Genomic DNA, 23,712 nt, shown 5'->3' on the forward strand with positions numbered 1-23,712 from the left:
CCAACTACGCGGCCAGTCTGCGTCTGGAAGGCTTCAAAACGACCCCCGCAGATGGTGAGAAAAGCCTGCCGTCGCGTGAGGAGGTCCTGGAGGCTTTCTCCAAGAACTCAAGGCGAACCAAGTGAAAGAGCATTTCCCGTAATTTCCTATCGATGTTGGTCGCCATGTAGGACATTTCTGGTAGTTAGTTGGGATCTGTAGCAAACAGCGGTATTGCTCTTCTTTTCAGTCCTTATCTATCTTTATATCTGACGCCATCTTTCATACCTCAAGGATGTGAAGCATGGCGAACGGATTCATCAATGAAAAGACCATCCATTACCCCAGTCTGAAAAACCAACTGTTGATACAGCGCGGTTCACATGCACAGACCAAGTTTGACACGATCAATAGCCACCTGCGCCGCTCGATGGTGACATCGGGACAATTGGTGATCGTTCCCGATGACAGCACGGCGTCCTGCACCTTCGAAGAAGCCTGGCTGATGACCCGGGCACGGGAAATCGATCTGGCCTTGAGCCTCGACCCCAAGGCCGGTGTCGAGGTTCTGAACAACTATGATTTGTTACAGGGCTTGCTGGGCTATAGCTCGATTGGCATCGGCAGCACCACAGCGGCCTGGGGGCGGCATTTGACTGGGGTCGAGGAAACCTTGAAGGACATCGAAAAATTGCATCAGCAGCATTTAAAAGGCGGCAGCTCGGCCAGGAGCGAATTTATCGTCAAGCGCCAGGCCCTGTTCCAGAAGCTGGACACTCAACTCCAGGGTGTGGGCCATTACGGCACCAGCCTGCGACACAACGAGTCGATCAAGAAAATGCTCGGCATTTCCACCCAACGCTACCTGCATCGCCAGACCATCGACGGCTATGCGCAGCGGATCAACAAGATTGCCAGCACCTCGCGTTTTCTGAGCAAAGGCGGCTATGTGGGCATGGCCCTGGACGTGGGGGCGGCGGGGCTGGCGATTCAGGAGGCGTGTTCGACGGGGCGGGAGGAGCAGTGCAGAAAGGCTCGGTATGTGGAGGGCGGCAAGGTGGCGGGAGGAATTGCTGGTTCTCACTTCGGAGGAAAGCTTGGGGCGCGTGCAGGGGGATTGGTGTGCGCGGTTGGGTTGGGTGTTGTATCGGGCGGGTGGGGAGCATTGAGTTGCGGAATTATTGGTGGGGTCGTAGGTGGATATACTGGCGGAATAATATTTGGAGGGCTGGGAGAGCTTGCGGGTGATTTGATTTATGAGGGAACGCATTGATGATGACGTTGGAGGCGATGAGTGTTTTTCTACTTCTGTTTCTATTGTTCTTTAGTCTTGGCTTGTCAGCCTATATCACTAAAACAAAGCTGGATTTGGTCGAAGCCTATTTCGATAATAACGAAATGATGATCGGTGACCGCAAGTGGTGGGGCAGCAAGTCTTACAAACATCGCTCAATGAGGTTATGTCTGATCGGCATTGTTATCATGTTTCCCAAGATGTTCATCTGGCGGGGACTCGTCACCCAGCGAGAGCTCGACGCCATACCACAGGGGCTCAAACGATGGAGCAAAGCACCTTTGTATCTTGAGCTTCCTCTATTCTTCGGCATGATTGCCTTTTGGATATGGCACCCATTTCTGTGAGATGGGCAGTGCGCAAGTTCACGCTGAGCAACTGGCCGACGTATCACGCCGGCGATGTCATTGTCAGCCTGGATGCGCGGGTCAGCGGGGCAGGCAAGAGGTAGACTGCTGGTTTATCCTTCGTCCGGAGTAGCTTCCCCTTGGAACTCAAGCAACTGCGCTATTTCGTGAAGATCGTCGAGCACGGCAGCCTTGGCCGTGCCGCATTGGAGCTGGACGTCGGCGTCTCAGCACTAAGCCAGCAGGTCGGCAAGCTTGAGAGTGAACTGTCGACTCGCCTGCTAAACCGTACCAGCACCGGCGTGACACCGACCAGCGCCGGGTTCGCCTTCCTGCACCACGCCCAACTGACCTTGCGCCAGGCGGAGAACGCGATCCTGGCAGCACATCGCGGACGCATGAGCGGATACGTCAGTGTCGGTCTGCCACCCACCACCGCCACGGTTCTGGCGCTGCCATTGATCAATGCAATGCGCGAGCGTTACCCAGACATCCAGTTGCACCTGGTGGAAATGCTATCCGGGCACCTCGCGGCGCAGCTCAATGCACGACAGATCGATCTGGCCATCCTGTTTCAACTCGAAGGCGGCAAGCGCTGGAGTGTGACGCCGTTGCTGGACGAAAAACTATTCGTGATTACCTCCCGGGAGCTGCCAGGCGCACCGCGTGGCGACAGCGTGCAACTGGCAGATCTTGGTCAACTGCCGCTGGTGATGCCCAGCTCTCAACATGGGCTGCGTACGACTCTGATGACTGCATTTGAACGCTCGGGCGTGACGCCCAACATCATCATGGAGATAGACGGGCTGGTCGTGCTGATGAACGCGGTACGGGCCGGACACGCCGCTACGATTCAACCAGGTGCCGCCGCAGCATTAGAAGGGGAGTCGGGACTGTCACTGGTACAGATCGCTGATGCGCACGTTGGGCGTAGGAATTTGCTGGCGACTCTTGCTGACGACGAACTGTCTCCGGCTGCTCTGGCGACGCGGGTCGTGATAACCGATGTAGTGCGACACCTGGTCAATGATCGGCAGTGGCCCGGAGCGCGTTTGATCGAGGAAATTTGAGACTTGGAACCCTATCACCGTACCTATGCCTTACAGGCAATGCCGCCCACTCAATAGTTGTTCGCTTCGCATAACCGTTGCGATCAAAGGGGCCGTTGCCCGAAGAGAGTTCACTTCTCCCCCCTTTAGCAAAACTAAAGCCCCCATGTAAAAACCCGCCTTTCGCCCCCTTGGGTGCCGCACTACTGTTCGCCCACTCGCCAGCAGCAACTCGTTCCCGTCTGCTTGCGAATTGAGGAGAAACGATGGTTGATGTTTTGGTTATAGGTGGCGGTAACGCGGCCTTGTGCGCGGCGCTGATGGCGCGGGAAGCCGGTGCCAGCGTGATGTTGCTGGAAAGCTCGCCAAAGGTCTGGCGTGGTGGTAATTCACAGCACACGCGCAACCTGCGCTGTATGCATGATGCGCCGCAGGATGTGCTGGTCGGCGCGTATCCGGAAGAAGAATATTGGCAGGACTTGCTCAAAGTTACCGGCGGCATAACCAATGAAAAATTGGCACGCATCGCCATTCGCGCCTCTTCCTCGTGTCGTGACTGGATGCGATCCCACGGCGTGCATTTCCAGCCGCCGCTGTCCGGCGCGTTGCATGTAGCGCGCACCAATGCGTTCTTCATGGGCGGAGGCAAGGCGCTGGTCAACGCGTACTTTCGCAGCGCCGAACGCCTGGGCGTCAAGATTCGCTACAACGCTCAAGTCACCGATATCGAGCTGCAGGATGGAAAGTTCGTCGCCGCGCACATAGGCGTGCGTGAGGTCGATGGGCAGCATTTGCCTTCCGAACGTGTTGAAGCCCGCTCCTGTGTGCTGGCAGCCGGTGGCTTCGAATCCAACCGCGAATGGCTGCGCGAGGCTTGGGGCCAAAACGAACGTGGCGAATGGCCGTCGGATAACTTTCTGATCCGTGGCACGCGTTTCAATACCGGGGTGTTGCTACGTCGCATGCAGGATCTCGGCGCTGACATCATCGGTGATCCGACACAGGCGCACATGGTTGCCATCGATGCCCGGGCGCCGCTTTACGACGGTGGGATCTGCACCCGCATCGACTGCGTGTCGCTGGGCGTGGTGGTCAACCGCGACGGCGAGCGCTTCTACGACGAAGGCGAAGATTTCTGGCCCAAGCGCTATGCAATCTGGGGGCGGCTGGTGGCCGGTCAACCCAACCAGAAGGCGTATTCGATCATCGACCAGCAGGCGATCGGCCGCTTCATGCCGCCGGTTTTCCCTGGTGCCAAGGCCAACTCGCTGCAAGAGCTCGCGCGTCTTCTGGATTTGCCAGAAGCGCAGTTCATGCAAACCATCGAAAGCTACAACCGTGCCTGTCAGGTCGGCACTTTCGACCACACCGCTCTGGACGACTGCCATACCGAAGGTCTGACACCTGCCAAGACACACTGGGCACGGCCTTTGGTCAAACCGCCGTTTTATGGCTATCCGCTTAAACCCGGTGTGACCTTCACCTACTTGGGTTTGGCCACCGACGAAACGGCGGCTGTGCACTTCAAAGGCAGAGCCAGTCCGAATCTGTTTGTCGCCGGGGAAATGATGGCGGGCAATGTGCTGGGCAAGGGCTACACCGCCGGCATCGGCATGGCCATAGGCACTGCTTTCGGGCGTATTGCTGGCGTTCAGGCGGCGGCCTCGGTGGGTTTCGGCCCTTCTACTGTGATATCGGAATCTCGACATGCAACTGTTTGATCCCCAAGCGTCCAGCCAACTGATCCCAGTCCTTAATCTGGAGGTAAGTGAAGTTGAGCGGCAGATGACCATCTGCAATGCCTGTCGCTATTGCGAAGGTTTCTGTGCGGTGTTTCCGGCCATGACCCGGCGTCTGGAGTTCACGCAGGCAGACATCCATTACCTGGCGAACCTATGCCACAACTGCGGCGCTTGCCTTTCGGCGTGCCAGTACGCCGCGCCCCATGAGTTTGCGGTCAATGTGCCTAAAGCAATGGCCAAGGTGCGTCTGAACACTTATGCCGAGTACGTTTGGCCGCAGCCTTTGGGCAAGCTTTACCAACGTAACGGTCTAACCCTGGCTCTGGCTTCGGGTGGCGGGTTGGCGTTGTTTCTGTGCTTGACCCTGGTGGCGATGGGTAACCTGTTCACGGCCATGCCGGGGGGCAATTTCTACGGTATTTTCCCGCACAACACACTGGCCCTGATGTTTGGCGCGGTGTTCGGCTTTGCGGCACTGGCGCTGACAATCGGAGTACGACGCTTCTGGCGTAACGTCTCACCTGCCGACGCGCCGCTGCCACTGAAAACCTCTGCCGCCCTGGAGGCCACGGCCAACGTCGCACAGCTCAAGTATCTGGACGGCGGCCACGCAGAAGGCTGCAATAACGACGATGACAAATTCACTCTATGGCGCCGTCGCTTCCACCACTTCACCTTCTACGGCTTCCTGCTGTGCTTCGCCGCCACGGCAGTGGCCACGCTCTATCACTTCCTGCTCGACTGGTCTGCCCCATACCCGATCTTCAGTCTGCCGGTGATGCTCGGAATCCTCGGCGGTATCGGTCTGCTGGTGGGCCCGGCCGGATTGCTATGGATGAATCTGCGCCGCAACCCGGAACAGGGCGACGAGAACCAGAAACCCATGGATCGCGGATTTATCGCGCTGCTGTTGCTGGTCAGTTCCAGCGGCCTGGCGTTGCTTGCTTTGCGCGAGACCAGCGCCCTGGGCCTGCTGCTGGCAATCCACCTGGGGCTGGTGATGGCGTTCTTTCTGACCATGCCCTACAGCAAATTCGCCCACGGTATCTTCCGTAGCGCCGCGCTACTCAAGTACGCCATCGAAAAACGGCTACCCAACCCGATCAACGCCGGCAGTGACTGACCGTCACGACCTCTATTCCAATAACAATATCGAGTAGCACCGTAACCATGGTCAAAATAAAAACGGAAAACACCCGATCCCGGACGTCAAAATTCGGCGCTATCATAAGGGTCACCAGCGGCAACTTTCTCGAACAGTTCGACTTCTTTCTGTTCGGGTTCTACGCAACCTACATATCCCAGACGTTCTTCCCCGCAAGCAGTGAGTTCGCCTCGCTGATGATGACCTTTGCCGTATTCGGTTCGGGTTTCCTGATGCGTCCATTGGGCGCCATTGTGCTGGGCGCCTATATCGACAAGGTGGGGCGTCGCAAGGGGTTGATTGTGACGCTGTCGATCATGGCATGCGGCACGGTTCTGATCGCATTGGTACCGGGGTATGCCAGCATTGGTGTCGCGGCACCGATTCTGGTGCTGTTGGGTCGATTGCTGCAGGGCTTCTCGGCGGGTGCGGAACTGGGCGGTGTGTCGGTTTATCTGGCCGAGATCGCAACGCCGGGTCGTACGGGTTTCTACACCAGTTGGCAGTCGGCCAGCCAACAGATCGCGATCATCCTTGCGGCGGCGTTGGGCTATGGGATCAACGCCTACCTGAATGCAACCGAGATAGCGGCGTGGGGCTGGCGCATTCCGTTCTTCATCGGCTGCGTGATCATCCCGTTCATTTTCATTATTCGTCGTTCGTTGCAGGAAACCGAAGCGTTCAAGACTCGTGCGCATCATCCAAGTACTGCCGAAGTGTTTCGCTCCATGAGGGAAAACTGGCGCACAGTGCTGGCGGGCGGACTGTTGGCCTCGATGACCACGACTACCTTCTACCTGATCACCGTATACACCCCGACATTCGGAAGAACGGTGCTGCACTTGAGCACCACTGATAGCCTGGTGGTGACGTTGTTTGTGGGTCTCACCAACTTTATTTGGTTGCCCATCGGCGGTGCGATTTCAGATCGAATCGGCCGTCGTCCACTGCTGTTGGCGATCTCGCTGCTGTGCATTTTCACAGCGTATCCGGCCATGCATTGGCTGGCTGAAGCCCCCAGTTTCGAGCGATTGTTGGTGGTCTTGCTGTACTTCTCGTTTTTCTTCGGCGTGTACAACGGTGCAATGGTCGCGGCCTTGACCGAAGTCATGCCACAGAATGTGCGGGTGGTGGGGTTTTCTTTGGCCTTCAGCCTGGCGACCGCAATTTTTGGTGGGTTTACCCCGGCGATGTCGACCTTTCTGGTGCAGGCAACCGGCGACAAGGCGTCTCCGGCCTATTGGTTGATGTTCGCAGCGTTGTGCGGGTTCTCGGCAACGATGGTCTTGTATCGGCAACGTAATAGGTCTGCGAAAAAAAACGGGCCGCCCCCAAAAAGGGGATTGTCGCGAAAAACGCCTGACCAGGTGGTTTAGCGTGGCAGCGAATTTTCACGCGATATCTGAGCAAATATGGCAATTGAGCCTGGCCTGTACAATCGGCTGTTAGATTGCCAGCCGTTGAGTTCAGGGATGACAGGAGCAGTGCCAGTGCAAGGAAGCACAGATGGAAGAGCCTTGGCTCTGGCTGTAGTCGGAAGGGGCTCGGGATAGGCGCCTTGCGATATTCCTTCGTTGCGCATGCCCTATGGACAAGATGTGCCGTTGACCCAGGCATCGGCGGGGATGCGCCGTATCGCGGCACTGGCCTATCTGCTGGTGTGGACATGGCGAGAGCATCAGCTTGCTTACGAACGTTATCGAGTCCCACCGGCAAGAGAGATCATCTTTCTCATCGACGAGATCGAGTGCCATCTGCACCCACGATGGCAGCGTCGAATTGTTCCGGCCTTGCTGAATGTCATGAACGCGCTGACCGGCACCCGTGAGGTGCCCGTGCAACTGTTGGCGGCGACCCATTCACCGCTGGTGCTGGCGTCGGTCGAACCGGAGTTTGACGACAATCGTGATTGCATTTGGGATTTCGACCTGGTCGGGACTGAGGTTCACGCTTCGCTCTTTCCGTACTCGCGCAAAGGGGATGTGAATGCCTGGCTATCGTCCGAGGTGTTCAACCTGAAGGCGCCCAGCTCTGTCCCCGCCGAGGAAGTGCTGGAGCGTGCTCGAGCCTTTTTGCGAGAGGTGGCCTCTCAGCCGACACCGCTGACGGCCGAGCAACAGAGCACCTTGGCAGAGATTGATTCAGCGTTACGCGGCAGCCTCAATGATGTCGATTTCTTCTGGATCCGCTGGAGCCATTTCCGCGAGCAGAAGGTGGGCGGCGCATGATTAGAGTTCCCTTTCTGCTTTCTGTGCAGCCATTTCTCCGTGAATTGTTTCCGACAATCCGTCAGACGCGCCGCGACAGGAGCACCAGGTCGGCCGCTTCCTCAGCGTCTTTGAGGAGCGTCGTGCGCGGTGTGCCCATCTGCGCACGCATGGTCAGCCCACGCGCTAGATCCGTGACTTGGATTGCACGCGCGGTTACGGGAAAGTCAGACGGGATTTCTCCCGCGCTGATCCCGTCCCGGAAACGGCCTTCCACTAGCGTCACCGCGCCAGCTCCCGCGTTCTGCAGGAACTGCCGGACCTCGGGGTCGTTCACAAGCGGCGCGACGCACACGAGAAGACAGCCTGGGGCAGAACCTTTCTCGGTCGCACTTTCTACGGCCTGCCTCAGGAAGCTGGTGAGCGAGTCGCGAAGAGTCCCTGGCGAGAGGAGGGCTTTGGCTGCGAGAGCGCCTTTCCTCTCCGCATACGCCCTGAGGGTACGCAAGAATATCGTCCGCTTGTCCCCAAAGACGGCATACAGGCTTGGCCGTCCCACACCCATCCCGGCGACGAGATCGTCGATCGTCACTCCGTCGTAGCCCTTCGACCGGAACACCTGGGTCGCCTTTTCCAGCGCCCCCGCTTCGTCGAAGCTGCGCGGTCGGCCCCGCGGCCTAGCTGTATTTTGAATCATTTAGTTCAAAACTCGTTGACAATGGTTGTTTCGCAAATATATAACTGAATAGTTCTAAATTGGCAAGCCGGCTCCGGCTTCGCGTTTCACCACGGAGACACCTATGGAACATTCGATCGCACTCGTCACCGGCACCACCTCCGGGCTCGGTTATGCGGCAGCCCGCACTCTTGCCGGAGAGGGCTGGCGCGAGATCATCGTCACCGGGCGCAGCCTGGCCCGGACCCAGGAGACGGCCGCTCAGCTCGCGGCGCAGACCAAGGCGCAGGTCTTCACGCCGCTGGAGCTGGATCTGAACTCGCCGGCCAGCGTCGAGTCCGCCCTCGCCGAGCTGGTCAAGCGCGGTAGGCCGATCGATTTCCTGCTGCTCAATGCAGGGATGGTTCCAGGCAAGGAGCGCGTGATCACGGCCGCAGGCGTCGAGGCTTCCCAGGCCCCGCTGGTCGGCCATCATCAACTGACGGTCGGCTTGCTTCGCGCCAACCTGCTGAGCCCCAACGCACGGATTGTTATCGCCGGTGCGGAGCCTGCCCGAGGGGGCGTACCCATGTTCCGCTACACCGACGTGCCAGCCTTCGCGGCCAAGTACTACCGGGGTGACCAAACCGCCGCTGTGGAAGCCTTGATCCGCAACGGGCCGAACGTGAAGTACGTGCCCAACAATGCGTATGCCGACGCGAAGCTCATTGTCGCTTGGTGGGTCGCGGCGCTGGCCCGCCGGCTACCTTCCGGCATGGCCGTATACGCCGTGTCGCCCGGTGCCGCGACCGCTACCAAGGTTTCGCGACAAGCTGGCTTGGCCGTGAAGTATCTGTTTATCCCAATCGCGAACCTCATTCCCGGCATGAATCAGACGCCGGAGACCGCGGCCCGTCGGTACCTCCAGGCGTCGGAGTTCGGAACCGACGTCTCAGGGCAATTCTTCGCCTCGGCTCAAGGGAAGTTCTCAGGCCCCATTGAGGTGCAACGCCAACCACACCTCCACGATCACGCCAGCCAGGAAGCCGCGTGGCAGGCCGTCGTCAAGGTCTCCGGCGTCGACTTGTCCTAGCCTGCATCTTTGGCGATGGCGACCAAGAACTGATCGCCCTGACAGCCTGCCAAGCCTACGTCAAAGAAGTTTCAACACCAGGGTGACCGTGGGGCTGTCTGAGTGCGCGAATATCCAGTTCGGTCGGCCCAACAATCTCGATCGACATTGGCTGAGTGCCTGCCTGATACAGTATCCAGGCGTGTACCAACCTCAATTGCCAGGCCGTCAGTTGTATCGCAACGCCAGGGGCGTCGTATGAAGGACTCCATCCTGTTGCTTCTCACCGCGCTGGTGGTGGCCGCCGTGTCCTGGGCGTTTTGGCATTTTGCTGGCGCTGATGGGTTTGCAGTCTTGAACCTTCTCGCCCTTGTTGCTTTGGCTGCAGATAACCTGCGACTACGTAGAAGGTTGAAACGGCTGCTCTAAATTCTGCTGTCGTCGTCAGGCTGCGTCTGTTGTGGTTCAACGGTGCCGGGCACTGCATTGGTTTTCTGCTCAGTCCGAACAGGTATCAAGCAATGGCCTGAGGGGCTGATACGGCTGTAGAGCTCCATACTCAATGAACGGGAAGATCCGCTTCCCGTTCATCTATCGTTTTAGAGTTGTCAGCTGCTGACGCTGGCCGCTTGCCCATCCAGGACCGAGTCCATTTTGAGCTGTGCGAGTTCGATCAGATGCACCACACCCATCGCCACCTTGCGGTTCGAACCGGTCTGGTTGTCGGCGTGCTCATAGGCCGTGGCCGCCGCGGATTGCAGAATTGAGTAGACGTTGGCCAGGGCGTCTTCCTGGTTCCCGGGTTCATGCAGATGATCATGCAACACGGTAACAGGCGCTGGTTTCGTACCTGCCTTCGGACCGAGGTTGTAGTGAGACAAAGCACGGTCGGCGATACGAGGGTCGATGCTTTCGATGTTTGAGGTTGCAGGCGGATTGGGGGTGGGCTTGAACATAGTACGAGGTACTCCAAGTGCATGTATTGAAGCCGTCACCATCGCTACCAAACGATTGAAGGGTGGCGGCCGTACGCAGGTTGGTAGACCGGTGCACTAGGAACCCGGCGCGTCCGCGGACGCCCTGCGCACGGCCACCATAAAAGCTGAGGCCGAAAAAAAGCGCCTTGCTCAAGGTGGCGCTTTGCGCCTAGTTACACCGAGGGCTACCAAACCCTGTCACTGATGTGCAGTGACGGATCGAAGATAACCAGCGATATGGGCAGGCGCAAGCGGTCAGGATTTTCTAGGAAATTTCACTCAAGGGAAAGAGAGAACTCTTGCCGGACGCTGAAATTGCCGGCTCCAGTGAGAGACCGTGAGCACCACTGGCCCTGTGTTCGACCCCACTGGTTGAAAGGTGCCGTTGATGGCCGGCGGCTTTCGAGCCATGGCAGGCGTAGGTAGCATGAGGAGGATGCAGAAAACTCAAACGCAGCCGTTACAAAGGCGCGTTCCAATTGAAGCCACACACCTCCTGTCGAAACCATTGCGCTAGAACACATCATGATCGATCTATTCATTGCTCTTCTGGAGTTCCTGGGCCCTCTGGACTCTGTAGCCCAAGCAGACGGGCCGTCCACATGGGCACGACGTCATCGGAAGCTGATCAGAGTCTTGTACATCCTTTGTATGCTTCCCGTGTGCGTAGCGCTTTTGCTGCTGGTTATCGACTGGGTGGCTGGCCTCGGCATCGGAGGGAAGAGGGTGGTCATGGTCGTGGTGGGGATGCAACTGATCGGTTTGTTTGTCCTGCTGCACCGCAAGAGCAATAAATAAACGTCATCGTTTGGTTCCGCCATCTCCGTAAGCGGCGACGCGGGCCCGTTCCGAGATGTCTCTGTCTCGGGCACTCAAGGAAGGATAAAACGTGGTCGACGAATACAATCAAGCACTCATCATAGGTGCAGCCTGCAGCGCCATGGCTGTCGCTTTACACATAGGCGTTGTCATTTCAGGTCCTGCCGGATGCCAGTTTGCCGGCGCAGGAAAACGCTTTGTTCGCGCAGCGGAGGCGGGAAGAGCATTTCCGGCAATCGTCACAATTGGAATCGCGCTGATCCTCACGGTCTGGGCTCTCTATGCCCTGTCTGGCGCAAGCTTCAGGTCCGTCATCAACTGATCGCGGGTGTCTGATGGATACTGGGTGGTGTTGCCCCTCTCTAGCGTTTAACGAAAGTTCGTTACCTGAATAGAGCATTCTTCATCTTTAGCAAAAGGGCAAAAAGCTATCATCGCCCAGCAGTAAACGCTGCAAGGATAAATTGGAACGGGAGCTATTTTTCCATGATGGAAAACGCCGAGCTGGAAGCTTTCAAGGCTATTGTCGATTACGGCAGTGTCACTCAGGCCGCGCTGAAGCTCAACCGCGTGCAATCAAGCATCTCATTCCGTATCAAGACGCTGGAATCCAAGCTGGGCACCCGCTTGTTCGAACGCTCAGGGCGCCGCATTGTAGTGACGGCTGCTGGCAACGAACTGTATGGCTATGCCTCGCAAATCCTTGAGTGGGTAGCGAAGGCCGAGGCTAGTTTTGGGCAGGGTAGCGGTCCTCAGAAGCTGCGCCTTGGGGTGATCGAAAACTTCACGCTTTCTCGTCAGCCGTTATTGCAGCGAATAATGAGCAATCCGATAGCGTTGGATATCGATATTACCTTAGGTAACTCCACCTATCTGATCGATGCATTGGAGTCGGGCATTTGCGACGCCGCCATCGTCGGCGCCGGAATCGCACCTGGGCATTTGACGCGCCTCGGATTGTTCGAAGATCGGCTCACGCTGATTTATGGCGAGTCCCATGCTCCGGTATCGCTGGATACCCTGGATGGGTGCAGCTTTTTGGTCAACAGCCGGCAGAGTGCCTCGCAGCGCAATCTTAAAGAGTTGCTGACGCTTCATCGTGCGACACCTGACCGGATCGTTGAGTGCGGTTCCTACTCGTTGTTGTTCTCTCAGGTAGCGAATGGTGCTGGTGTCTCACTGGTGCCCCAAGCACTGGTTGAAGTCTTTGCCCCCACCCACAAAGTGCTTAGCCTGGAACTGACGGGCCCCTATGCGACGTTCAATACTGAAATGGTCTTTCTGGATGCGTCACTGGGTTCTGCTGCAAGGCGGCTTACCGAATGGATTCTTGAAAGTGAGACATGTGAGGTTAGGTCGACGGTTGGGCAGCGAGTGGAGATGAGCCACGGCTAACCATGGCTCATCGTGCTCAGCTATCTGCGGATGGACCTATTAGTTACAGGAGCAACGTACGGCTTCGTCCTCATAGCTTACGCTGATCTCAAGTGAATCCAGATCTGAACAGGCAGTAATCAAATCCCCGTCCTTGAGTTGAAAACCGTCGCGATCGCTGCTGATTGCGGCGCCCAAAAGAACGAAATGGACGGTCCCCGGTTCGCATAACGTGTCATGTTGGAACAGCATCGTTTCCAGTTCGGGTTTGCTGATGTTCAATTGAGCTGAGCCTAGCTGCGAAGACTTCTTCCAGGCGACTTCTCCCTTTCTGATGACCGAGCTGCTAACGGTGGTCTGTTGCGGAAGGTCGCCAAGGACCAATTCGGGGCACACCACTGTTTGACGCAGCTTTGACAAGCCCGCCAGGCTGGGATGTCGATGACGCAGATCCGGGTCCGAAAAGTCGAAAGCCAGTGTATAGCCGCAGTACCTGGGGTTGCGAAGGTGGTCGATGACATAGACGCAGATGTACTCGACCTCGAAGCCTGCGCTGCAGGCGTGAAACGGTGTCGTCACGATCTCCTGTGCAACCACCAAACTGCTACCGTTCCCTTTGTAGTACCAGTCCGGCGCCTCACGAGTAGGGGCCTTCACTGCATTGACGTGGGTGTGCGTGTATCCAAACCCACTGACACAGCAATCCCTTGGCGCGCTTGGCTTTAGTGGGATAACGGGACGGGTGTTAGGGCACAGGGGACTCAATTGAGCGTCGAATGCCAGGCGCTCACTGAATGTTTCGAAATCCAGTCCGCTGGCAATCTTTTGCAGCATGAGGTCGAGCCCGCTATCGAAGCCGTTGAGCGTGCGATACCCGTACGCAGCCACACTTCCTTGCGCAATGCTGATCCTGCGAGCTCCGTTATCGTCCACCCGTTCTATTAATTTGTTCATCAGGCAGTCTCTACCTTGCTCATCAGTTTCGGCTTGGGTTTGGCCGAGCACATCACAACGCCGACGGCGATAAGCAGCAGGCTCACCCAGTGGTAGGCATGGAGTGGCGTGCCCAGGAAAATGATGCTCAGGATGCCCCCGGACAATGGGACGATATGCGTAAAAATCTCCCCACGTGTTGCTCCGATTTCAGCGATGCCGCGGTTCCAGAACAGGTAAGACAGCCATGATGGAAAGATGACCAGGTACGCCAGCCCCCATAAGCTGACGGTGCCATTCAGCATCGTGTGAAGGCTGTCTGGTGTTAGGTATATCGTCACGAGCGTGAAGGGGATCAGCAGTAAAGTGCCAACCAGTGCGGAGTAGGTGACAAAGGCGCCGCCAGGAATTGTCTTGGGCTTTGTCCGCAGAAAGGCGCAGTACATTGCCCAACTGGCAGCCGACAGCATGGTCCATAGGTCACCCTTGTTGAATTGCTTGAGGAAGCGTAGGTCCGAGAGGTGGCCCATGGTAACCAGCCATATGACGCCTAACGTACTGGCTACGACGCCAAGCCAGTTGCCACGCGATATGTGGTCGCCGAATACAAAGCGATTGATTGACAGTACCAAGCACGGTGTTGCCGAGAGATAGATGGCAGCGTTCAACGACGTGGTGTACTGCAGCCCTATGTACAGGGTCAGCGGGAACAACACCTGGCCGCAGATTGCGAGCATCGTCAGAGTTTTCCAGGACTGACGAATCGCCCCCATTGATCGGGTCAGAGGTCGATAATTAATGATCAGTAGCAACGCACTGGTCAGCAGCCATCGAGCTTGCGACAGGAGAACAGGATCGATGTCGATGACCATCAACTTGCCAACGACATAGTTGCCACCCCAAAAGACGGCAGCGAGGGATAGATAAAGATACGGCATGGGTTGTCTCCTTTACACCTTTTCCAGGCAGGCGAATTCCAGATGACCGAGCTTGATGTCTGCGCGGCGAATGAATAGCGCAGACGCCGAGTCACCAAGGGTGTTCAATGCCGTCAGTGGATAGAGGAGTAGGCCTCCAGGGGCGCAGACTCTGAGGGCTTCATCAACCACAGTGGTGGGTGGTTGACCTTCGACAGCGCTTACCACGACGACGCCATATCCCAGCTTTCGGCGATAGTGGTAGTGACCTCCGGTGACGAAGGGCAGTGCATCCGCATTGAGGTCCGCGCGTACCCGCAGGCGTCGTTGCCCTGCATCCTGAGCCCACTGCAAAAGTCTGGCAAAACCAACACGCGAGTCACTGATGATGTCGGTGGCTCGATCTGCGAACCAGGGGGCCATCCTTTGGGCATCAGGCCCGACCAACAGGGCGCAGGCTTGGCCTGTAAGTTCTTTGAGCACTGCCTTGAGCTCGGTAGGTGTTTCGCAGTCCAAAGGTTCTTCATCGCGATAGGCGATCAGCCAGTCAGCATTGACCACCTCCCAGTCACTGATCTGGAGTGTTTGTTCCACGGTTGGCTGAAAGCTTTCCATCAGCCAGGACTTATAGGGTAGGTACTGAAGAATTTTTCCTTGGTCGCCAACAATCGAGTAGTCACCAACCCAACTGTTCACGAAGCTGCGCAGACCAACGATGCTGCCTTTGCCCAAGTAGTCTGCGTTCCAGCCAACAATTGCTTCCCGACCGACCCAGGCGTAATCGCAGAGCCGCACGGGGGGCAAGCGTGTCATGGCAACGGTTCTGGAGCCGATCGAGAGCCGGCCGTAAGGATCATGGTCTTGGCGCAGCAACTGCGATCCTGGCGACAGCCAGGCGCCATCGCCGATGCGAACATCGCCTCCCGCGTTTATGGCTGCGTTGCGACCGAATCGGACGTATCTGCCCACTTGGATTTTTGGCAATTGCTGTGCGCCGTAATCCAACTGATGGTCGGCGTGAGGATGGCTGAAGTAGGCGCCATTTTCGAAGTGAGTGGGTGAGATCAGATGCTCACCGGCGGCTTCCTTCACGATCAATGGGTCGCCGTCGTTAATGATTTGGAAATGGGTCTCGTGTAGGCCAAGCTCGTTCGACAGATCAGAAAGCCGGGACTGGACCGTTCTGGAGAACTGGATTTCGTCCCGATGTCCGCTGATGCCTTGTGACGCCTTGCGCAGTTGACGCAGTGCATTCACATACAGCGGAATAGGGCGATTTTCCTGCGGGCTGGACAAGGCCCATTCGAGTGCACCCAGGGTGCCGCCCTGTTCGGGGATGGCGGTGGGAGTCAGCGTTACACTTTTATCCAGATAACGGTCAAACACTTCAATATTCCTTCAGCTTTCAAACCCAAGAACCGAGCGTCGTGCTCGGTGAGGGAAGCTTACGAAGGCGTTGGCCGCACGAATATCGAGTTATTTTGCTGGGTCAATTCGAAGAAAACGAATGATCGGGCGCAGGGGGGGCCGCTATCCTCGAACGCCTCAACGACTGGGTGCCTCAGGGTCCGTGTAGCAACGGTGGTGGCGCTTGATGACTATCTGACGCCGCAGCAAGCCGAGTCGCTCATTGCGCAAATGCCCGCCATCATGGCGTTGAGCAACTTTGGCGATATAGGCCCACAATCTGAAAAGGGCAATCGGTGTACTGGGGGCCAGTGGGTTGATTGCCTTGATGGGATGAGTCATTTCATTTTTGCCGGTGGCAAAAACGCAAATGCCCCGACAAGTCGGAGCATTTGTTTTTGGCCCTTGATGGTTTTTGTCGCGAGAGGGTTTGCGACACGCTCCGTGCAGACGCATCAATAACAGGTGTTTGGCACATCAGGCGGCAACCGCCTGCCGTTGTTGCTTGAGCAACGGCACGGCGCGTACTGAGCTGCCCGGTTGCAATCGCAGGCGTTTGGCGGTCAGGCGATCGACCAGCAGGCAGTTGCCGACCATTCGGGCGCGGGCGGCGGTGATGCGGCAGTTTTCCAGGCGCTGGTTATGGATCAGCCAGAGTGGCGCATTGTCGTCAGGTGTGCCGACCATCAGGTCCAGCGACTGGCTGTCGCGCACGGCACGGATTTTCGAGATCTGGGCTTCTATGACCGGACCGCCGTCGAAGATGTCGATGTAACCCTGATGGGAAAAGCCTTCGTTGCAGAGGATTCTGCGCGCCGGTTCGGCGTATTGATGGGCCTTGCCGATCACCGCCTGAGCTTGCTCGGTGAGCAGGCAGGTGTACAGCGGCTGACGTGGCATCAGCTCGGCGATGGACGACTTGTTGCCAAGCCCGGAAAGGTGATCGGCGTGACTGAAGTCCATTTTGAAAAAATGTCGACCGAGGCTGTCCCAAAACGGCGAGCATCCGTGCTCGTCGGCGCTGCCGCGCAGTTCGGCGATCAGTTTTTCGCCGAACAAGTGTGGGAACTCGGCGACAAACAGCAATCGCGCAACTGATAACAGTCGGCCGTTATGGCCTTGACGCTGATCCGGGCGCAGGAACAACGAGCAGATTTCCGATTGGCCGGTCATTTCGTTGTTGAGGAACAAGGTCGGGATTTGTCGACGGATTCCCAGGTCTGCCGAGGTGTTGACCGTCAACCCGACACGGTAGTTGTACCAGGGCTCACGCAGCCCGACGGCACCTGCCAGGGCGCTGACGCCGATCACTTGCTGATCGTCGTCTTCGAGCACGAACAGGTAGTCGGCGTCCGCCCGTTCTACCTGCCCGACAAAGGTCCGCTGCGCCCAGCGTATGCGCAGGGTCAGACGCTCCTCGTTGGCCGGCAGCGTAGTGAACTCCGGGCCGGCGAGGCGTGCCAGCGCCAGTAACGCGGGCAGGTCGGTCATTTGAACCGGGCGCACGATCATGATGGAGCTCCTTGGGGGCGGAAGATCTGCTTCATAGCGCAATCAGCCTAACGGGGCTGCCGTTGTCCAGTTGCAAGGCGTCGAGCTGGGTGGAGTTGAGCAAGACAGGCTCCTCAAGGCTCCAGTCCAGCTCGGCGATAATTGCCCGGTAGTTTTCCAGTGCGTCATTGCTCAGCAGGTACGGCGTCTTGCCACTGCTGTGTGGGCTCAAGTGCGCAACGGCCGTGCGGGTCTGGGTGATCGAACGAATACTCGCGGTGCGCGCAAACAGCGTTGGTCCACCGTCGACGAGGTCGATGTAGCTGTTGCTCTCGAAGCCTTCGCGTTCAAGGATATCGAAGGCTTCCTGGCCGTCCGGATGAATCCGGCCAATACACGCCTGAGCGCTTTGCGGCAGCATCGGTACGTAGATCGGGTAGTGCGGCATCAACTCGGCGAGAAAACTTCGGTTTTTCAAGCCGCAGAGGCGTTCAGCCTCGACATAAGGCAGGTCAAAAAAGTGCTTGCCCAGTGCATCCCAGAATGGCGATTCACCTGCGTCGTTGCTGTAGCCGACGATTTCGGCAATCACTGCGTCGGAAAAGCGCTGAGGGTGGGCGGCGATGAACATCAGGCGGGCCCGGGAAAGCATTTGCGAAGAGGGTGTGCGCTCAAGCTCGGTGTTGAGATGAAAACCTCGCAGCAAGGTATGTGCGCGGAGGTCCTGGCATAACGACAGCGCCGGCACCCCGTGATGAATGTTCAGCTCGCGCGACTCGCTGGTGAAAGGGCGGTTGCGCAGGCTGTAGAAGGGCTCGCTGAAACCGGCGGTCGCGAGGACTTCCGAACAGCCCAGCAGCCGTTGACTGGCCAGGTCCTCCAGCACGAAGAAATAGTTCTCCGGGCCATGGCTCTTCACGTCACTGGCAAACGATGCGCAGGAAGCGAGAATCTTCTGGCGCAGGCGCTCGCTGTCGTCCGGAAACGAGGTGGCACTCTCCAGGCTGTCGCGTGCAAGTTGCTGCAACTGAGGCAGGTCGGATAACTGAACTGGACGTAAGGCCAGCATGGAGGTACTCCTGTATCAAAGAGCCTGATACCGGGGCATCAGGCTTGACTATCACTGTCGGCATCCACGCATACAACGGCGGTCGGCTAATCACCGTCAGCGACCGCTCGACGTTTTGAACACTGTTTTTTTCAACTGTTGGACGGGTCTGGCAATACGCTGCTGGCGCCGATTCTGTTGAGGAAAAACAGGTAGACCAGGCCCGCCGCAATCCAGATGCCGCCGAGCTTTTGCGCATCGACACCCATGTTGTAGAGGATGGCGCTGACGATGATGAAGCCGATCACCGGGCAGATCAGATGGCGGATCACCTGGCCGGATTTCTGCCGGCGCCAGTAGTAGTTGATCACTGTCAGGTGCAGCAGCATGAAGCCGCTCAGGGCCCCGAAGTTGACCAGTGAAGTGAGGGTGTCCACCGAGTTGATGAACAGGTAGCAGATCAGCAGCGACAGCACCGCCACCAGGTAAATGCTGATGTGCGGGGTATTGTGCTGGGGATGTACCTTGGCCAGCACCTTGGGCAGTTTGCCGTCTCGTGCCATACCGAACAGCAAGCGCGATACCGCGGCTTGCGAGGTGATCGCCACCGCCACGCCCCAGGCCAGTGCCGTGGCCACGCCGGTGACAGTCGCCAGCCAGCTGCCGGCGGCGATTTCGGCGATTTCATAGAACGCGGTATCGGCGGACTTGAAGCCCATGCCGGCGGCCAGGTCTGTGGCGATCCAGGTCTGTACGACGAAAATCCCCCCCATGACCACCAACGTGATCAACGCGGCTTTGCCGACGCTGCGGCCCGGATCGCCTTTGATCTCTTCGGCCAGGGTCGAAATCGCATCGAAGCCGAGGAACGACAACACCGCGATCGACACTGCCTGCATGAGCAACGCGAAGTTGAAGTGCTCAGGGTTGTACAACGGTGCCAGGGTCAACTGGCCGTTACCGGCGCCACCGTGCAAGGCGGTCCAGGCGTAGAACAGGAAAATTCCCAGCACCACCAATTGCGCCAGCAGAAAGAGCATGTTCATCCGTGCGGTAAAAGTGATGCCCCGCAGGTTGACGAAGGTCGCGCTGACCAGGAAGGCGAGGATGAAACCGACCTTGGGAATGTCCGGGTACAGGTGATTCAACGCCATCGCCGCATACACGTAGAGCAGCGGCGGGATCAGCAGGTAGTCGAGCAGCATCAGCCAGCCGGCGATAAAGCCGACATGCGGGTTCAGCCCGCGTTGAGCATAGGAGTAGACCGAGCCGGCGATCGGGAAGGCCCGCGCCATGCTGCCGTAACTCAAGGCGGTGAACAGCATCGCCACCATGCCGATGATGTAGGCCAGCGGCACCATGCCGGGGGCCTCCTGGTTGACGTAGCCATAGACGCCGAACGGGGCGATGGGGATCATGAAAATCATCCCGTAAATCACCAGGTCGGTCAGCGACAGGCTGCGTTTCAACTCTTGCTTGTAGCCGAATTCTTCTATTTCCATGAAGCAGTTCTCCTTGTAAGCCACTATGGCAATGTGTTTGAACCAGGCAGGTAAAAACACGCTACAGCGTTGGTTATCGTTGTTTTACCGGTACAACCCTCCGTTTTTTTTCAGCTTGAAACTGTTCGCTTGAGGCCTCGGCTTTACAGCAACGGCGCCAGGTAATCGCTCCAGGTCTGGACCGCCAGCCGATTGCGCAACAGGTCGTTGCGCACCTCGATCAGCACCGAGTCGATGCCACGGGCGTCGCCGTGAACCGGCACCGTCATGTCGGCCGCAGGGTTGATTTTGTAGGGCTGATTACCGGCGACCCGCAGTGGATGCCTGGCCAACCCGTCGACCAGCCGGCTTGCATAATCCTCGGCCCGCCCATACAGCACGCCGGCTTCCAGCGCTCGGGGCTGGCCGAAGTAGATTGGCGTGAAGCTGTGAATGCCCACCACCCGTACCGTGCGGCCCTCGGCCACGCGGGTATCGATCAGTTCGCCAAGGCGTGTGTGAAATGGTGTGAACAGGCACCGGCGTCGGTAGTCGCGGGTCGCATCGTCGAGATTCTGATTGCCCGGCACCGGATAAATTTCGCTCTTGGTCGGGATGCTGTCCGGCGCCTGCAACGGACGGTTGAGGTCGATCAGCAGGCGCGAGTAGTTGGCCGCCAGCAGGGTCGCGCCGAGAGCTTTGGACAGGCTCTCGGCGAGCGCCAGCGCACCGATGTCCCAGGCAATGTGCTCGTGTGTGGCATCGCCGCTCAATCCCAGATCGTTCAAGGCGCTCGGGATGTAGCGGCTGGCATGTTCACACACCAGAATCAGCGGGTGCTCGGATGCTTCCCGGCTCAGGCTGTAAGCCGGCTCGGTGTAGAGTCCAAACTCGGCGGACTCAGTAGAGGCGTGCATAGTGCTCACACAGTTGGGCGGGCGACAGGTGCTGGGTCAAGGCAAGTTCCTCGGTTTTAACGGCGAAGTAGGTGTCGAGCAGCGCGCCTGGCAAGGCTTCAAGCAAGGCCTCGCTGCCCCGCAAGTGGCTCAGGGCCTGCGCGAGTGACGCCGGCAGGGCAACGATGCCACGGTGCTGGCGTTGTTCTTCATTCAGCGAGTCCGGGACTTCATCGGTGATCGCGTGCAGCGCCAGGCGTTGCTCGATGCCCAGTCGGCCGGCAATCAGCACGGCGGCCATCGCCAGGTGGGGGGAGGACGTGGCGTCCATGGCGCGGAATTCGAGGTTGTATTGCGCGGCCTCGGATTTTCCGCCCAGGCTCACGGTCGGGCAGATCCGCAGAGAGGCTTCACGGTTGCGTTGACCCAGGCATGCATATGACGCGCTCCAGTGATGCGGTTGCAGGCGCTCATAGGAAATCGGTGTCGGCGCGGTCAACGCGCAGAGGGCCGGCAAGTAGTGCAACACGCCCGCGGACCAGTGCTGGCCAAGGGGCGACAGGCCGTTGGCGGTCCCGGCGTCATACAGCACCGGATGGCCGGACAGGTCGTGCAGGCTCAGGTGCAGGTGCACGCCATTGCACACCGCGTGCTCCGAGGTCTTGGGCGCAAAGCTCAGGTTCAGTCCCATCTGCCGGGCGATCTCGCGGGTAATCTCGCGCACGTTGACCGCACGGTCGGCCGCTGCGACGCCCAGGGTCGGTCGGCAGGTGATTTCGTATTGGTGTTTGCCATATTCGGGCAGGAACATTTCCGGCTCGACCCCACCTGCGCGCAAGGCGCTGAGTAGCCAGCCACCGAACGTTGCGCCTTGACGCTGAGCCTCTAGCGAAAACGCCAGATGTTCAGCCTGGACGCTGTCGGTGGTGAGGTTGAATTCGTGCTCGAAGGCCGCAGTGATCTGCAGCCCAAGTTCATCGTGGTAGCGCTGTACTTCGTTGCGCAGCAGCGTGCGCGGGCAGGTAGCCCATGGACGGCCATCGGTTTCGCAGATGTCGCCATGGATGAAATCCAGGGCCGGCGCACTGGCATCGGGACCGTTGCTGACCGTCACGCGACTGCTCAGGTCGGGGATCAGCCGCAAGTCACCGTAGGCCCCCCACGGATTGCTGGCGGCGATGATGTCTTGCGGGGTCAGCGCGCTGTTGGCCGGGACCCAACCGCAACCAGCGGTCTTGTAGTGCTCCAGTTCATCGCTCGGAAACGACCGGCCACGGGTCACGCCGATCAGGTCCGTGGTGATGATGGTGGTCATTGCCACGGGCGTCAGAGGCTCACCGCTGTTGGCGCGGCTCATGCCTGCAACGCCTGCAAACGATCGAGTACGGTTTGCGTATCGGTGATCCAGCAATAGCCCTTGATCGCGCTCAGGCATGCCAGATGGCGTTGCTCGGTATAGGTTGCACAGGCGTCTTCGACCAACGTCACCAGATAGCCGCGGTCAGCCGCATCGCGCACGGCCATGTCGACACACTGGTCGGTGACGATGCCGGCAATGATCAGATGGCGGGTTTGCAGGTTACGCAGCACGTAGTCGATGTTGGTCGAGTTGAACACCCCGGAGGAGGTCTTGGGCAAGACGATTTCATTTTCGACCGGTGTCAGCGCTTCAATGATGGCGGCTTGCGGGCTGCCTTTTGGCAGGTGCATCTGCGACAGTTTGTGGTCCAGCGAGCGGTCGCGCCCGTCGGCGGTGAGGCTTTCGATGATCGTGTGTAGAACGTTCTGCCGAGCCGTGCGCACGGCGGCCAGCAACCTGAGTTGGTTGGGAATCACCTGTTGACGGGTGCGGTCGAGGAAGTACCTGGCGTCCGGCCCTTGCAGATGCGGGTCGAACTGCGGCTCAAGCCAGGCGCGTTGCATGTCCACCAGCAGTAGCGCGGTTCGGTTGGTAGTAAACGGCAGGTCACGGGGCGAGTGATGGGGGAGCATAAACATCCTTATTTTTCCTCCAGCAGGTGAGTGGTGAAATCGTTTCGTAGTGCGTCGATGCCTTCCAGTCGCTCGGCAAGATCGGGGCAACGCAGCGTCAGGCAGGCAATCAAGGCTTCGACCTGGGCCAGTGCCGGCACCAAGGTGTCGAAGGCCGATACCGACTCCACGGGCGCGGTGATCACCAGGTTGGCCATCTCGCGCAGCGGCGAGGCGTAGATGTCGGTAAACAGCACGACGCGTGCATGCCGGTTCTTGGCCGCGCTGGCGACACGCAGAGCCTGGGATTGATAACGTCGATAATCGAACAGCAGCACCACGTCCTGACGTTGCACATCGAACAGGCGATCAGGCAGTTGCGCGTTGTCTTCCAAGGCAAAGCAGCCCGCACGCAACAAGCGCAAATGATTGAGCAGGTAGTGGGCGAGGAAGCTGCTGAAGCGTCCGCCGAAGCAATGCACTTGATGCCGTGTATCGAGCAGCCACTCCACCAGAATGCGCACATCTTCGGGTTGAGTCAGGGCCTGGGTTTCGAGCAGGGTACTGTGACTGTCCGCCAGGTAATGACTCCAGACGTCGTCTTGCTTGAGGTGTGAGCGCGGTCGCAACAACGTGCTGGGCGAGCGCAGGCGGTGATCCATGTCGCTGAGAAGCGCGTCCTGAAAGTCGGCATAGCCACCGAAGCCGAGTTTTTTCACCAGGCGCACAATAGTCGGATCGCTGACGCCGGCGTGCTCGGACAGACGCGACATCGGGCCCAGCCCGCTACGCGGGTAGTGGTCCAGCAATGCACGTATGACTTTGCGTTCCGACGGCGTGAGGTCCAGGCCGGGATCGGTGATCCGGTCTCTAAGTGAGGGCATCCGAGCTCCTGCTAGAGGGGGGGGG

At 58.4% G+C, this 23,712-nt stretch carries 25 protein-coding genes; 13 read left to right on the forward strand and 12 right to left on the reverse strand.

The window, feature by feature from the left end:
* The 8 genes from M5B42_RS24605 to M5B42_RS24640 form a co-directional block, all read left to right on the forward strand.
* Nucleotides 1-125, forward strand: a 125-nt coding sequence (locus M5B42_RS24605) for a YhfG family protein (RefSeq protein ID WP_248747349.1), incomplete at its 5' end; no start/stop codon positions are given.
* 158 nt (nt 126-283) lie between these two features.
* On the forward strand, nt 284-1,252 hold the full coding sequence (locus M5B42_RS24610; protein ID WP_248747270.1) for a hypothetical protein: 969 nt from the start codon (nt 284-286) through the stop codon (nt 1,250-1,252).
* Nucleotides 1,252-1,620 (forward strand): hypothetical protein, encoded by a 369-nt coding sequence (locus tag M5B42_RS24615; RefSeq protein WP_248747271.1) that lies wholly within the window; start codon nt 1,252-1,254, stop codon nt 1,618-1,620. The genes M5B42_RS24610 and M5B42_RS24615 overlap by 1 nt, the downstream gene beginning before the upstream one ends.
* Nucleotides 1,621-1,760: 140 nt before the next feature.
* Nucleotides 1,761-2,690, forward strand: a complete 930-nt coding sequence (locus M5B42_RS24620; protein WP_152739976.1) for a LysR substrate-binding domain-containing protein — start codon at nt 1,761-1,763, stop codon at nt 2,688-2,690.
* Nucleotides 2,691-2,935: 245 nt separating this feature from the next.
* A complete protein-coding gene (tcuA, locus tag M5B42_RS24625; RefSeq protein WP_248747272.1) occupies nt 2,936-4,390 on the forward strand; it encodes an FAD-dependent tricarballylate dehydrogenase TcuA in 1,455 nt (484 codons plus the stop codon).
* Nucleotides 4,377-5,534, forward strand: coding sequence for a tricarballylate utilization 4Fe-4S protein TcuB (gene tcuB / locus M5B42_RS24630; protein ID WP_248747273.1), 1,158 nt, complete (start codon nt 4,377-4,379; stop codon nt 5,532-5,534). The genes tcuA and tcuB overlap by 14 nt, the downstream gene beginning before the upstream one ends.
* A 47-nt stretch (nt 5,535-5,581) precedes the next feature.
* The gene (locus M5B42_RS24635) at nt 5,582-6,931 is read left to right on the forward strand and encodes an MFS transporter (RefSeq protein ID WP_248747274.1); all 1,350 of its coding nucleotides are present in this window, start codon (nt 5,582-5,584) and stop codon (nt 6,929-6,931) included.
* Between the two features lie 204 nt (nt 6,932-7,135).
* Entirely contained in the window at nt 7,136-7,783 is a 648-nt protein-coding gene (locus tag M5B42_RS24640; RefSeq protein ID WP_283099840.1) for an AAA family ATPase, read from the forward strand.
* 61 nt (nt 7,784-7,844) lie between these two features.
* Here the strand turns inward: M5B42_RS24640 and M5B42_RS24645 are convergent, their stop codons facing one another.
* A complete protein-coding gene (locus M5B42_RS24645; RefSeq protein ID WP_177103592.1) occupies nt 7,845-8,459 on the reverse strand; it encodes a TetR/AcrR family transcriptional regulator in 615 nt (204 codons plus the stop codon).
* Between the two features lie 103 nt (nt 8,460-8,562).
* Between M5B42_RS24645 and M5B42_RS24650 the strand changes: the two genes are divergently transcribed.
* Together M5B42_RS24650 and M5B42_RS24655 are read left to right on the forward strand one after the other, a co-directional pair.
* Entirely contained in the window at nt 8,563-9,510 is a 948-nt protein-coding gene (locus tag M5B42_RS24650; RefSeq protein ID WP_248747276.1) for an SDR family NAD(P)-dependent oxidoreductase, read from the forward strand.
* A 237-nt stretch (nt 9,511-9,747) separates the two neighbouring features.
* Nucleotides 9,748-9,918, forward strand: coding sequence for a hypothetical protein (locus M5B42_RS24655; RefSeq protein WP_178130051.1), 171 nt, complete (start codon nt 9,748-9,750; stop codon nt 9,916-9,918).
* 179 nt (nt 9,919-10,097) lie between these two features.
* On the opposite strand, the gene M5B42_RS24660 is transcribed toward M5B42_RS24655, so the two are convergent.
* A complete protein-coding gene (locus M5B42_RS24660) occupies nt 10,098-10,445 on the reverse strand; it encodes a hypothetical protein (protein WP_248747277.1) in 348 nt (115 codons plus the stop codon).
* A 546-nt stretch (nt 10,446-10,991) separates the two neighbouring features.
* Here M5B42_RS24660 and M5B42_RS24665 point away from each other — a divergent pair.
* The 3 genes from M5B42_RS24665 to M5B42_RS24675 all read left to right on the forward strand — a co-directional run bounded on the left by M5B42_RS24665 (nt 10,992) and on the right by M5B42_RS24675 (nt 12,680).
* Nucleotides 10,992-11,264, forward strand: a complete 273-nt coding sequence (locus M5B42_RS24665; protein WP_248747278.1) for a hypothetical protein — start codon at nt 10,992-10,994, stop codon at nt 11,262-11,264.
* 91 nt (nt 11,265-11,355) lie between these two features.
* Complete coding sequence (locus M5B42_RS24670) at nt 11,356-11,607, forward strand: hypothetical protein (protein ID WP_248747279.1); 252 nt, start codon at nt 11,356-11,358, stop codon at nt 11,605-11,607.
* A 164-nt stretch (nt 11,608-11,771) separates the two neighbouring features.
* Nucleotides 11,772-12,680: a LysR family transcriptional regulator gene (locus tag M5B42_RS24675; protein ID WP_152742311.1), complete on the forward strand. Its 909-nt coding sequence runs from the start codon at nt 11,772-11,774 to the stop codon at nt 12,678-12,680.
* A gap of 39 nt (nt 12,681-12,719) precedes the next feature.
* Here M5B42_RS24675 and M5B42_RS24680 read toward each other — a convergent pair whose 3' ends face one another.
* From M5B42_RS24680 to M5B42_RS24725, 10 genes are all read right to left on the reverse strand, one after another.
* Complete coding sequence (locus M5B42_RS24680; protein WP_248747280.1) at nt 12,720-13,613, reverse strand: hypothetical protein; 894 nt, start codon at nt 13,611-13,613, stop codon at nt 12,720-12,722.
* A complete protein-coding gene (locus M5B42_RS24685; protein WP_248747281.1) occupies nt 13,613-14,530 on the reverse strand; it encodes a DMT family transporter in 918 nt (305 codons plus the stop codon). Before M5B42_RS24685 ends, M5B42_RS24680 begins: the two co-directional genes overlap by 1 nt.
* Before the next feature lie 12 nt (nt 14,531-14,542).
* Nucleotides 14,543-15,895: a hypothetical protein gene (locus M5B42_RS24690; RefSeq protein WP_248747282.1), complete on the reverse strand. Its 1,353-nt coding sequence runs from the start codon at nt 15,893-15,895 to the stop codon at nt 14,543-14,545.
* 498 nt (nt 15,896-16,393) lie between these two features.
* Nucleotides 16,394-17,428, reverse strand: a complete 1,035-nt coding sequence (astA, locus tag M5B42_RS24695; RefSeq protein ID WP_152742314.1) for an arginine N-succinyltransferase — start codon at nt 17,426-17,428, stop codon at nt 16,394-16,396.
* Nucleotides 17,429-17,459: 31 nt separating this feature from the next.
* The gene (locus tag M5B42_RS24700) at nt 17,460-18,476 is read right to left on the reverse strand and encodes an arginine N-succinyltransferase (protein WP_152742315.1); all 1,017 of its coding nucleotides are present in this window, start codon (nt 18,474-18,476) and stop codon (nt 17,460-17,462) included.
* Nucleotides 18,477-18,607: 131 nt separating this feature from the next.
* Entirely contained in the window at nt 18,608-19,957 is a 1,350-nt protein-coding gene (locus M5B42_RS24705) for an APC family permease (protein WP_152742316.1), read from the reverse strand.
* Nucleotides 19,958-20,100: 143 nt separating this feature from the next.
* A complete protein-coding gene (locus tag M5B42_RS24710) occupies nt 20,101-20,853 on the reverse strand; it encodes an N-formylglutamate amidohydrolase (RefSeq protein ID WP_152742317.1) in 753 nt (250 codons plus the stop codon).
* On the reverse strand, nt 20,837-22,189 hold the full coding sequence (locus tag M5B42_RS24715; RefSeq protein ID WP_248747283.1) for a glutamine synthetase family protein: 1,353 nt from the start codon (nt 22,187-22,189) through the stop codon (nt 20,837-20,839). The genes M5B42_RS24710 and M5B42_RS24715 overlap by 17 nt, the downstream gene beginning before the upstream one ends.
* Nucleotides 22,186-22,830, reverse strand: a complete 645-nt coding sequence (locus M5B42_RS24720) for an isochorismatase family cysteine hydrolase (protein ID WP_103497519.1) — start codon at nt 22,828-22,830, stop codon at nt 22,186-22,188. Before M5B42_RS24720 ends, M5B42_RS24715 begins: the two co-directional genes overlap by 4 nt.
* Nucleotides 22,831-22,832: 2 nt before the next feature.
* Entirely contained in the window at nt 22,833-23,687 is an 855-nt protein-coding gene (locus M5B42_RS24725; protein WP_103497518.1) for a MurR/RpiR family transcriptional regulator, read from the reverse strand.
* Between the last annotated feature and the right edge of the window lie 25 nt (nt 23,688-23,712).

Source organism: Pseudomonas sp. MWU12-2037, assembly GCF_023242345.1.
In the GTDB taxonomy this organism is placed as follows: domain Bacteria; phylum Pseudomonadota; class Gammaproteobacteria; order Pseudomonadales; family Pseudomonadaceae; genus Aquipseudomonas; species Aquipseudomonas gingeri_D.